Origin of the sequence: Pyxidicoccus fallax, assembly GCF_012933655.1 — a bacterium.
GTDB classification, from domain to species: domain Bacteria; phylum Myxococcota; class Myxococcia; order Myxococcales; family Myxococcaceae; genus Myxococcus; species Myxococcus fallax.
The window spans coordinates 1-11776 of record NZ_JABBJJ010000369.1 but is presented as its reverse complement, the minus strand read 5'-3'; the positions used below and the strand labels follow the sequence as shown (position 1 = coordinate 11776).

Sequence of the window (11776 nt, the reverse complement as noted above, 5' to 3'; positions counted from 1 at the left end):
GGTGGGCCGGGCGGCCCCGGTGGACGTCCGGGTGGGCCGGGCGGTCGTCCCAGCTACCAGGGTCAGTCCACGTATCAGAACCAGGGTGGACGTCCGGGCCAGCCGCCCGTGCGGCCGACCTCGGCTCCGGGCGCGGGTGCGCAGGCCTCTGCGGGTGGTGCCGCTGGCGCCGCGCCCACGGGTCCCACCATCATGGTGGGCGGCGTGCCCCACGCGCAGGTGGCGCCCACCGCGGGCCAGGCGCGTCCCACGGCCACGCAGGCCGTCGTCATCTCGCGTCCGCTCATCCAGGTTCGCCGGGTGACCCCCACCACGGGTCAGGCCAAGCAGTACCCCATGGCCCCCGGCCGCGCCGGCATCCCCGAGCGGCGTGAGTACAAGGTCGTCCCGGACCACCTGGGCCGTGGCCGCGAGCTGGTGGACGTCTCCAAGAACAAGGAGCGTGGCCAGCGCAAGCGCACCAGCGGCGATACGCAGAGCGTGTCCAAGCAGGAACTGACGGACATGGTCTGGGGCCGCGTCACCATCCCGGTGCGTGGCAAGAAGAAGAAGCCCACGAAGAAGGGCGCCAAGACGCAAATCACCCAGATGGCCGAGGAGAAGAAGGTCATCAAGCTCCAGGAGGGCATCAGCGTGTCCGACCTGGGCCAGCGCATGGGTGTGCGCACCGCGGACATCATCAAGAAGCTGATGGGCCTGTCGAAGATGGCCACGGCCAACCAGCTCATCGACGCGGACACCGCGGAGATGATTGCCGGCGACTACGGCTGGAAGATCGACCGCGTCGGCTTCGAGGTGGAGGACTACCTGCCCGAGGTGGAGGCCCGTCCCGAGGACGAGCGTCCGCGTCCGCCGGTCGTCACCATCATGGGCCACGTCGACCACGGCAAGACGAGCCTCCTGGACGCCATCCGCAAGGCCAACGTGGCGGCGGGCGAGGCGGGCGGCATCACCCAGCACATCGGCGCGTACAGCATCTCCACGGCGCGCGGTGACGTCACCTTCCTCGACACCCCGGGCCACGAGGCCTTCACGTCCATGCGCGCCCGTGGCGCCGACGTGACGGACATCGTGGTGCTGGTGGTCGCCGCGGACGACGGCGTGATGCCCCAGACCATCGAGGCCATCAAGCACGCCAAGGCGGCCGAGGTGCCCATCGTCGTCGCCATCAACAAGATGGACGTGCCGGGCGCCAACCCGGACCGCGTGAAGAAGGACCTGGCCAACCACGAGCTCGTCCCCGAAGAGTGGGGCGGCGACACCATCATGGTGCCGGTCTCCGCGAAGACGAAGGAGAACCTGGACCTGCTGCTGGAGAACCTGGCCCTCCAGGCCGAGGTGCTCGAGCTGACGTCCAACCCGAGCCGTCCGTCGGTGGGCGCCATCATCGAGGCGAAGCTGGACCGCGGCCGTGGCCCGGTGGCCACGGTGCTGGTGCAGGAGGGCACGCTGAAGCTGGGCGACGCCATCGTCACCGGTACGCACTACGGCCGTGTCCGCGCGATGACGAACAGCCGCGGCGAGCAGGTGAAGGAAGTGAAGCCCGGTTACTGCGCCGAGGTCATCGGCCTGTCCGGCGTGCCCAGCGCGGGCGACACCATCAACGTGGTGGCGGACGAGAAGGCGGCCAAGCAGATCGCCGAGCACCGCAACATGAAGGAGCGGCAGACCGAGCTCACCAAGGTCAACCGCGAGTCGCTCGAGCAGCTGTTCGCCAAGACGAAGGCGGGCGGTGGCCCCAAGGAGCTGCGCGTCGTCATCAAGGCGGACGTGCAGGGCTCGACCGAGGCCGTCAAGCAGGCCGTGCAGAAGCTCTCCACCCACAAGGTCAAGGTGGAGATCGTCCACTCGGGCGTGGGTGCCATCACCGAGGGCGACGTGATGCGGGCGGCGGCCTCCAAGGGCCTCGTCGTCGGCTTCAACGTCAACCCCGAGTCCGGCTCCGAGGCCGCGGCCAAGGCCCAGGACGTGAAGCTGCAGAGCTACTCCATCATCTACGAGCTCATCGACGGTGTGCGCTCGGCGATGGAAGAGCTGCTGGAGCCCATCCGCACCGAGCGCAAGCTGGGCCGGGCGGAGGTGCGCAACACCTTCAACGTGCCTCGCCTGGGCACCATCGCCGGCGCGGCGGTGCTGGACGGCGTCATCAAGCGCGGCTCGTTCGTGCGGCTCATGCGCGAGAACAAGCAGCTGTTCTCCGGCAAGATGGCCTCGCTGCGGCGCTTCAAGGACGACGTCAAGGAGGTCGCGCAGGGCTTCGAGTGCGGTATCGGCATCGAGAACTTCAACGACCTCAAGCCCGGTGACATCATCGAGGCGTACGAGATCGAAGAGACTCGTCAGAGCCTCACCTAGTCGACAGTCCGTGCCCTCCCTGAACCCCTGGGAAGACCCCATCTTCCCAGGGTGCTGACGCCCCGGTGGCCGCGCTCCAGGCGCGGTCCGCCGGAGGCCGGGGGACTTTTATGTTCGTAGGTGTCGCACGCCTGACGCTCCAGATTCCGGACAGCGGGTCGCTGAAGTCCAAGCGGCAGGTGCTCCGCCGGGTGACGGAGCGGGTCAAGGCGCGGTTCAACGTGGCCGTCGCCGAGGTCGATGACCAGGATCTCTGGCAGAAGGCCTCGGTCGCCCTCGCGGTGGTGGGGAATGACCGCCGCCACGTGGACGAGCAATTGGAGAAGATCATCCACTTCGTCGAGGAGATGTACGTCGCCCCGCTGATGGCGCGGGAGACGGAGATTCTCGGCTTCGGCGACCAGCTCTTCACGGGCACTGGCACGGCTCGCCCGGCCGGCCGCTCGCGGCCTCCGATGGAGGAAGAGGAGGACGACGAGGAGCTGTCCCCCGAGGACGCCGCGGCGCATTCCGAGGCCGCCATCGCCCGCTTCCTGCGCGGCGAGCGTGGCTCGCTGGCGGAGGCCGAGGGCCTGGGTGACTGGGAGCGGCGGCACGAAGGTGACAACGACGGTGGCCCCGGCGTGGGCCGCCCGTCTCCGTCGGGCGGTGGACGGATGACGCTGGACGAGGCGCGGGCCCGGGCCCGCTCCCTGCGCAATCCGCGAGACTGGGAGAAGAAATGACGACGCATTCCCGACCGGAGCGGGTGGGGCAGGAAATCCAGGCGGCCATCGGCGACCTGCTCGCCCGGGGCATGCTGCGAGACCCGCGCATCGGCTACATCACCATCACCGGCGTGAAGGTCTCCCCGGACCTGCGCGTGGCGCGTGTCTTCTACTCGATGATTGGCAGCGAGCAGGAGCGCGCGGAGACGCAGAAGGGGCTGGAGGCCGCCAAGGGCTTCGTGCGCCGCGAGGTGACGTCCGCCGTCAACCTCCGCGTGTCGCCCGAAATCTTCTTCACCTTCGACGAGTCCGTGGGTGAGGGCGACAAGATTGACCGTCTGCTGCGCGAGGTCCGGAGCAAGGAAGGCTGGTAGTTCCTTTTCCGGGCCCACAATATTGGCGTGACATGGACGGCGTCCTGGTCATCGACAAGCCTACCGGCCCCACGTCCTTTGACGTGGTGCGGCAGGTGCGTTCGCTGCTGAAGCTGAAGAAGGTGGGCCACACGGGCACCCTGGACCCGATGGCCACCGGCGTGCTGCCGCTCTGCCTGGGTGAGGCCACCAAGGTGGCGGGCTTCATCACCGAGGGCGACAAGGCCTATGACGCCACGGTGCGTCTGGGCTCGGAGACGGACACCCAGGACGCGCAGGGGAAGGTGACGGCGAGCGCGCCGGTGCCTCCGCTGACGCCCGCCCTGCTGGAGGCCGCGCTGGCGCGCTTCCGGGGCACGTACGAGCAGGTGCCGCCCATGTACTCGGCGGTGAAGGTGGCGGGGAAGCGGCTGTACGAGCTGGCCCGCGCCGGCGAGGAGGTGGAGCGGGCCGCCCGCCAGGTGACTGTCTACGAGCTGGTGCTGCGCGACTACTCGGCGGACCGGCTGCAGCTGTCCGTGCGCTCTTCCAAGGGCTTCTTCGTCCGCACGCTCGCCCACGAGTTGGGCCGCGCGCTGGGCTGCGGCGCGCACCTGGAGGCGCTGCGGCGCACGCACAGCGGGCCCTTCGCGCTCGCCCAGGCGCTGCCCCTGGCGGACCTGCCGGCGCTCCTGAAGGACGGCACGCTGGCGTCGCGGCTGGTGTCCATGGCGGACGCGCTGGCGGAGCTGCCCACGGTGCGCGTGGGCGCGGCGGAGGCGCAGCGCGTGGCGCACGGCGTGCCGGTGGAGGTGCCCGCGAGCCGGCCCGGACGGGTGCGGGTGATGGGCCCGAACGGGGCGCTCCTCGCGGTCGCCGAGGTGGTGGGCGGCCGGCTGCGCTACCTGCGCGTGCTCGTGTAGCGCGCCGTGTCCCGCTCGCTGGATGTCACGGTGGTGGTGGCCCCCTCGCTCCGGAGCGCCTTCGAGGGCCGGCGCGAAGTCAACCTCGGCCTGCCCTCGGGCTCGGGGCTGGGTGACGTGCTGGAGTCCCTCTTCATGCTGTACCCGCAGGCCTGGCGGCACATGGCCACCGAGCGGGGCGGCGGCGCCGACCTCTACCTCCAGCTGGCCATGGACGAGCGAGCGGCCGAGGCGCTGTCGGGCGGGGGCGGGGGACTTTCCGGCCCCCTCAGGCTGTACGTCTTCTCACTGTCGCGGGTTTCCAGGACGCGACAGGCGGGCGTCGAAGGTTGACCCTGGGGGGGGCGAAGCTTATAAGCGCCCCGCTCGTTAGAAGTTAGAAGGACGAGACCCGGTCTGTACCCCTCCGCGGACCGTGGCTCGACGCAGTCTCCACCGGAGCGGGCAAGAGAAGAGACACATGTCGGCATTGCATCAGGAGCGCAAGACGGAGCTGGTGGCGAAGTTCCGTACGCACGAGACGGACACGGGTTCCCCCGAGGTGCAGGTGGCGCTGCTGTCCGAGCGCATCAACATGCTCACCGAGCACTTCAAGACCCACAAGAAGGACCACCACTCCCGCCGCGGTCTGCTGAAGCTGGTCGGTCAGCGCCGCCGTCTGCTGGACTACCTCAAGTCCAAGGACGTGACCCGGTACAAGAAGCTCATCGAGGGTCTCGGCATCCGCAAGTAGCCTTCTGAGCAGCACCCGGGGCGCTGGTGGCAACCAGCGCCCCGCGCGTTTAAGACGTACGCGGTAGGCAGCACGCAGTCGGAAGTGAAGTCGAGTCGAAGCAGCGCGGCGGGTGGTGGCGGGCAAGGGAGTGGTGCCGTCGGAGGTTTTGGTTTCCGTTCGGACCGGCTGACACAGCGTCAGCCGGTCCGATCAGGGATCAAAAGTTCCGGGACATCCCTCCGGCGCTCCGCAAGCGCCCTCCGCAGTACAGGCCGGCGGTTGCCTGACCTGAGCCTGTCCAAGGCCCTGGCGACCGCTCATACACCCCGAGGGCCCTCCCGGGGTGCCGGGTCCCTTTGCGGGCCGGGTGCGCGCGGTGGGGTCCTCGCCTGAAGCACACAGAGGCAAGGACATGCTGAAGAAGAGCGTCAAGATTGGCGAGAGCGAGCTGAGCATCGAGGTGGGTCGTCTGGCCAAGCAGGCCGACGGCTCCGTGGTGGTGCGCTATGGCGACACCATGCTGCTCGTCACCGCGGTGAGCGCGCGAGAGAAGAAGGACGTCGACTTCCTCCCGCTCACGGTGGAGTACCAGGAGAAGCTGTACTCGGCGGGCCGCATCCCCGGCAGCTACTTCAAGCGCGAGGGCCGGCTGACGGAGAAGGAGACGCTGGCCAGCCGTCTGGTGGACCGCTCCTGCCGTCCCCTGTTCCCGGAGGGCTACGCGTACGAGACGCAGGTCATCGCCAGCGTCATCTCCGCGGACCCGGAGAACGAGGGTGACATCCACGGCATCACCGGCGCCTCCGCGGCGCTGTGGGTGTCGGACATCCCGTTCAACGGCCCCATCGCCGGCATCCGCGTGGGCCGCGTGGACGGCAAGCTCGTCGCCAACCCCACGGCGAAGCAGCGCGAGCAGAGCGACCTCGACCTCGTCATGGCCGTCAGCCGCGAGGCCATCGTCATGGTGGAGGGTGGCGCGGAGGAGGTCTCCGAGGCCGACATGGTGGCGGCGCTCGAGTTCGGCCGCAAGGAAGCCCAGCCCGCCCTGGACATGCAGGACGAGCTGCGCCGTGAGCTGAACAAGCAGGTGCGCGCCTACGAGAAGGCGGCGTCGGTGGACGAGGGCCTGCGCGGCAAGGTGCGCGAGCTGGCCATGGACGCCATCAAGGCCGGCTACGGCATCAAGGAGAAGGGTGCTCGCTACGAGGCGCTCTCCAAGGCGAAGAAGGACGCGATCGCGAAGCTCAAGGAGCAGCTTGGCGAGGGCTTCACGCCGCAGGTGGAGAAGCACGCCAAGTCGGTGGTGGAGGACCTGAAGTACGAGCACATGCGCGAGATGACGGTCAACGGCGGCCGCATCGGCGGACGTGGCCACGACGTGGTGCGCGCGATTACGTGCGAGGTCGGCGTGCTTCCGCGCACGCACGGCAGCGCGGTGTTCACCCGCGGCGAGACGCAGGCGCTCGTGGTGGCCACGCTGGGCACCAGCGAGGACGAGCAGCGCCTGGAGATGCTGGGCGGCATGGCCTTCAAGCGCTTCATGCTGCACTACAACTTCCCCCCGTTCAGCGTGAACGAGACGAAGCCGCTGCGCGGCCCGGGCCGGCGTGAAATCGGCCACGGCGCGCTGGCGGAGCGCGCGCTGCGCAACATGGTGCCGAAGAGCGAGTCCTTCCCGTACACGGTGCGCGTGGTGTCGGACATCCTGGAGTCCAACGGCTCCTCGTCCATGGCCTCCGTCTGCGGCGGCACCCTGGCGCTGATGGACGCGGGCGTGCCCATCAAGTCCCCCGTGGCCGGCATCGCCATGGGCCTCGTGAAGGAGGGCGACAAGGTCGCCATCCTCTCGGACATCCTCGGTGACGAGGACCACCTGGGCGACATGGACTTCAAGGTGTGCGGCACCTCGAAGGGCATCACCTCCATCCAGATGGACATCAAGATCACCGGTCTCACCACGGAGATCATGAGCCGCGCGCTGGAGCAGGCGCGTCAGGGCCGCATCCACATCCTGGGCGAGATGCTCAAGACGCTGGCCACTCCCCGCAAGGAGATCAGCCAGTACGCGCCGCGCATCACGACCATCCAGATTCGTCCCGAGTTCATCAAGAACGTCATCGGGCCGGGCGGCAAGGTCATCAAGGACATCATCGCCCGCACCGGCGCCGCGATTAACATCGAGGACTCCGGCCGCGTGGACATCGCCAGCGCGAACGCGGACGCGGTGAAGGCCGCCATCGCGATGATTCAGGCGCTCACCCGCGAGGCGGAAATCGGGAAGATCTACACGGGCACGGTGCGGAAGATCGCCGAGTTCGGCGCCTTCGTGGAGCTGTTCCCGGGCACCGACGGCCTCATCCACATCTCCGAGCTGTCCGACAAGCGCGTCAAGAGCGTGTCCGACGTGCTGAAGGAGGGCGACGAGGTGCTGGTGAAGGTGGTCAGCATCGACAAGACGGGCAAGATTCGCCTCTCCCGCAAGGAGGCGATGGCGGAGCGCGCGGCGGCGCAGCAGGGCGCGGCCGGCGACGGCCTGCCCGCGCAGGCCACCCCGGCGGCGGCCCAGCCGGACGCCAAGGCCTGAGAAAGCCCGGCCCCTGACCGGGGCTGACGGTTGAATCGCGAGACGCCTCCTTCCGCCACCGCGCGGGAGGGGGCGTTTTCGTTTCCGGCGGCGATGACTTAAACCGGGGAGAAGGGGCCACGCGTTGCAGTGGGGCCCCGTCCCGGAGGCCTCGTTGCCGCCCAGACCGCCTGCCGCCTCGCCACCGTCCTCGAGCTTCGTCGCCGACGTGTCCCGCTTCCTCGGCGGCTTCCGGTGGGCCTTCATGCCCCTGGGGCTGCTGGCGCTGGTGGCGGTGGGGGTGCACTCGGCGGCGGACACGCTGGATGACCGGCTGGTGGGGCTGGTGGACCGGGCGGACGCGGCCTTCGACGGGCTGGTGGGACGCTCCGACTTCACCGCGCCCATGGTGGAGTGGGTGTCGCTGGAGCTGCGGACGCGGATTGCCCGCGTGCTGGCGCTGACGTGGGAGCTGGCCGCGGACCTGGTGCTGGCGCTGCCCGCGCTGGGCTACCGGGAGACGCGCGCGCCGGTGCCGGCGGAGGCGTGGCGGGCGGCGCTGGGGAACGCGCCGGCGAGGCCCTCGTGGCGGGCGCTGTGGACGCGGTGCCTGCGGCGGCCCACGCCCATGCGGTGGCTGCGGCCGCTGGCCACGGCGGCGGTGGCGCTGGCGGGCGCGTGCGCGGTGGCGCGGCTCATCCAGGGCACGGTGTACCTGTCCTGGCGCGAGCTGATGGGGGATGGCGCCGCGGACGTGCTGGCGCGGGGACTCGCGGTGGGCGCGCTGGTGGGCGTCATGGGCACGCTGGGCTGGCGCGCGGTGCTGCGCAACCTCCAGCACGCGGACGAGGCGTGTGAAGCGCAAGGAGGGAAGGGGGCCTTCCGGCGTGGGTGGCTGGGGTGCGCGGTGGTGGTGCCGCTGGCGGTGGCCGCCGTGGTGGATGCGTCTCCGGTGCTGTCCTTCCTGCGCTGACGAGGCCCGCCACCATGTTCCCGAGCCGCGCGAAGGGGTTGCTGGACTTCTGCATGGCCGCCCTGTGCCTGTGGGCGGCGTACCACCACACGCCCGCGGGCGCGCTGGTGCGAGGGGCCGTGGCGTGGGCCACCGGGACGCGGAGCACCGCGCGCCCGCTGCTGGCGTACTACGACGGGGTGAGCGGCACGTCCGTCTCCGAGCCGCTGCTCGCGCCCGCGGTGCCGCTGGCGCGGCCGCTCACGGACGCCGAGGCGCTGGCCTGGGGCACGCACCTGGCGCTCAAGGGACTGGAGCCGCGCGCGAGGCAGCCGGCGCTGACGCTGGCCACGGAGCTGGGCGTGTCCTCCACGGCGCTGCTGGACGCGGGCGAGGGCCCGGCCGCAGCGCGGAAGCTGCACGAGGCGCTGGCGGCGGACTTCCCCGGGGAGGAGGCGCGGCTGGCGGCGCTCTTCGCGGGCCGGGTGCCCGCGCGCTACGCGCTGGAGCGGGTGCGTGCGCAAGGAGACGCGCCCACGCTGGAGCAGCTGGCCCAGCAGCTTCCTCCGGGCTTCGAGGGCGCGTCCGTGGGCGCGGCGCAGGCGCAGGCGCTGGCCACGGCGTTCGGCCTGGCGTGGCCCGTCCACGAGGGCGCGCGGGTGACGAGCCCCTTCGGAGAACGCATCCACCCGGTGCTGGGCACGAAGAAGCTGCACACGGGCGTGGACCTGGGCGTGCCCATCGGCACGGAGGTGGTGGCGGTGGCCGAGGGCGTGGTGCGCCGCGCGAGCGAGGACGCGGTGAATGGCCGCGTCCTGGTGCTGGACCACGGCCGGGGCGTGACGACAGCGTACTGCCACAACTCGGAGCTGGTGGTGGCCGTGGGGCAGCGGGTGACGCGCGGGCAGCTCGTCGCGCGCTCGGGCAACACGGGCCGCTCCACCGGGCCCCACCTGCACTACCAGCTGGAGCTGGCCGCGCGGCCCATGGACCCGCTGAAGTTCCGCTCCTCCGTGCGCACCGTCGCCAGGGACGCCCCCTGAGGGCCGGAAACTGGCTTCAGTGGGGCGGTGTGGCATGAAGTTGCACATGACCTCTCCGCTGCCTGTGAAGGTGCGCCGCGTGCGCGCCCATCCGGACCCGTTGCCCCTGCCCCGGTACGAGACGGCGCTCGCCGCGGGGCTGGACCTGCGCGCGGACATCGAGGGGGAGCGGGTGCTCCAGCCGATGGAGCGGATGGCGGTGCCCACGGGCCTCGCGCTCGTCCTGCCACCGGGTTACGAGGGGCAGGTCCGGCCCCGCTCGGGGCTGGCGCTCCGGCACGGCGTCACCCTGCTCAACGCGCCGGGGACGGTGGACGCGGACTACCGGGGGGAGGTGCAGGTCATCCTGGTGAACCTCTCCAGCGAGCCCTTCACCCTGCGTCGAGGGGACCGCGTCGCGCAGCTGGTGGTGGCGCCCGTCACCGCCGTGGAGCTGCGCGAAGTGGAGGTGCTGGACGTGACGGCCCGGGGTGCGAACGGCTTCGGCTCCACCGGCCGGTAGTAGGGGAGGAACGTCGCTCGTCGTTCCTTGCTGTCAGGGGAGCGGTCAGAATATGAGGTCGGGCCGCCCCCCGTGGTGGCCAACCCCCGTCTGGCCCCTGGAGTCCGACTGCTTTGCTCTGCTACCGCTGCGGCAGCCACGTTCCACCCACGACCGACACCTGTCCCACCTGCGGGCTGAAGTACGACGCGGCGTCGCGCCAGGCAGCCGGCGCCGCTCGCAGACGCGGGCCGGAGGGCGCCCCCTTCAAGCCGGGGGACGTCGTCGCGGGCCGCTACGCCATCCAGGAAGTGGTGGGCGCCGGGCCCATGGGCTTCGTCTTCCGGGCCCAGGACCAGGAAATCGACGTCGAGCTGGCCCTCAAGGTCGTCCACCCGCGCCTCGTGCAGCAGCCCGAGGAGCGCACCCAGTTCTCGCTGTCGATGCGGGTGGGCAAGAAGCTCAACCACCCCAACCTGCTGCGCGTGTACGAGGAGGGCCTGGACGGGGACCGGCCCTTCTTCACCATGCAGCTGCTGGAGGGGATGCCGCTGCGGCGGATGCTGGAGCAACGCATCACCCGGGGGCAGCTGTTCTCGCTGAAGGACGTGGAGCCGCTGCTCTCGCAGATGGCCGCCGCGCTGGACGCCGCGCACCGCTTCGGGCCGCACTCGGACCTGAAACCGGAGAACGTCATCGTCCTGCCGGACCTGCTGAAGGTGACGGACTACGGCCTGGGCCTGGCCGTGCCGCACCTGCCCTTCACCCAGGCGCAGAAGGGCCACCGCGCGGACGTCTACATCGCGCCGGAGTACGTGGCCGGGGGTGAGCTGGACACGCGCATGGACGTGTACTCGCTCGGCGTCATCATGGGCGAGCTCGTCACCGGGCTGCTGCCGGAGGAGGGCGTCATCCCCGGGCTGACGATGCACCACCCGGACCTGCCGACGTCCTTCGAGGCGCTCTACCGGCGCGCCCTCAACCCCAACCCGCTGGCCCGGCCGAAGACGGCGGGGGAGCTGCACGCGGAGTTCGTCAACGTCCTCTCGCGCGTGCCGGCCGCCGTGGCGACGCGCCAGCGGGCCCCGGTGGCCGCGCCGGGCTCGCCGCAGGCCGCCGGAGCGAAGGCGCCCCCCAGGCCGCCTCCGCCTCCTCCCGTGCCCACCGGCATGCTCCCCATCCCCCAGGAGATGGCGTCGCCCGGCGTCGCCTCGCCTGGAATCGCCTCGCCCGGAGTGGCCGCGCCGAGGGCACCCGCCCCCGTGGAGGAGGAGGAGCCGCCTCCGCCCGACGCCACGCAGCCGCTGGACGCGGCGACGCTGGCCGCCATCATGGGCAGCAAGCTCCCGCCGCTGGACGCGAGTGGAAACGCCTCGCAGCGACTGACGGAGCAGGCCCTGCCGTTCATCGCGCCGCCCGCGGCCGGGGCGCCGTCCGCAGCGCCGGCGCCGGCGCCTCCGCCGCGTGCCTCCGGCCCCGTGCCCCGGGCCTCGGGACAGATGTCCGCCTATGCCCGCGCCGCACGTGGGGAATCACCCACGGGGGACCGGGACAAGCACAACGCGCCCACCCTCGACCCGGCGCCCGCGGTCTCCCGGGACCGCCACAACGCGCCCACCCTCGACCCGGCACCCGCGGTTTCGCGGGACCGCACCGCGGCGGCTCCCACGCTGGAGTCTTCGCC

11 protein-coding genes are annotated in these 11776 nt (G+C 71.0%); all 11 read left to right on the top strand.

Annotation, left to right across the window (positions count from 1 at the left end; translation table 11 throughout):
- Positions 1–2355, top strand: a 2355-nt coding sequence (infB, locus tag HG543_RS44995; RefSeq protein WP_246357750.1) for a translation initiation factor IF-2, incomplete at its 5' end; no start/stop codon positions are given.
- Between the two features lie 110 nt (positions 2356–2465).
- Entirely contained in the window at positions 2466–3080 is a 615-nt protein-coding gene (locus HG543_RS44990) for a DUF503 domain-containing protein (RefSeq protein WP_169351127.1), read from the top strand.
- On the top strand, positions 3077–3436 hold the full coding sequence (rbfA, locus tag HG543_RS44985; protein ID WP_169351126.1) for a 30S ribosome-binding factor RbfA: 360 nt from the start codon (positions 3077–3079) through the stop codon (positions 3434–3436). Before HG543_RS44990 ends, rbfA begins: the two co-directional genes overlap by 4 nt.
- 32 nt (positions 3437–3468) lie before the next feature.
- Complete coding sequence (truB, locus tag HG543_RS44980) at positions 3469–4338, top strand: tRNA pseudouridine(55) synthase TruB (protein WP_169351125.1); 870 nt, start codon at positions 3469–3471, stop codon at positions 4336–4338.
- Between the two features lie 6 nt (positions 4339–4344).
- Positions 4345–4671, top strand: a complete 327-nt coding sequence (locus HG543_RS44975; RefSeq protein ID WP_169351124.1) for a hypothetical protein — start codon at positions 4345–4347, stop codon at positions 4669–4671.
- Positions 4672–4798: 127 nt separating this feature from the next.
- Positions 4799–5071 (top strand): 30S ribosomal protein S15, encoded by a 273-nt coding sequence (rpsO, locus tag HG543_RS44970; protein ID WP_169351123.1) that lies wholly within the window; start codon positions 4799–4801, stop codon positions 5069–5071.
- A 394-nt stretch (positions 5072–5465) separates the two neighbouring features.
- Positions 5466–7637: a polyribonucleotide nucleotidyltransferase gene (pnp, locus tag HG543_RS44965; RefSeq protein WP_169351122.1), complete on the top strand. Its 2172-nt coding sequence runs from the start codon at positions 5466–5468 to the stop codon at positions 7635–7637.
- A gap of 154 nt (positions 7638–7791) precedes the next feature.
- Positions 7792–8589, top strand: coding sequence for a hypothetical protein (locus HG543_RS44960; protein WP_169351121.1), 798 nt, complete (start codon positions 7792–7794; stop codon positions 8587–8589).
- Between the two features lie 14 nt (positions 8590–8603).
- Positions 8604–9611 (top strand): M23 family metallopeptidase, encoded by a 1008-nt coding sequence (locus tag HG543_RS44955; RefSeq protein WP_169351120.1) that lies wholly within the window; start codon positions 8604–8606, stop codon positions 9609–9611.
- A gap of 46 nt (positions 9612–9657) precedes the next feature.
- Positions 9658–10113 carry a dUTP diphosphatase gene (gene dut / locus HG543_RS44950; protein ID WP_169351119.1) on the top strand — a complete coding sequence of 152 codons (456 nt, stop codon included), beginning with the start codon at positions 9658–9660 and terminating at the stop codon, positions 10111–10113.
- 113 nt (positions 10114–10226) lie between these two features.
- Positions 10227–11776 (top strand): serine/threonine protein kinase (locus HG543_RS44945; RefSeq protein WP_169351118.1); only part of this gene is annotated, 1550 nt, incomplete at its 3' end.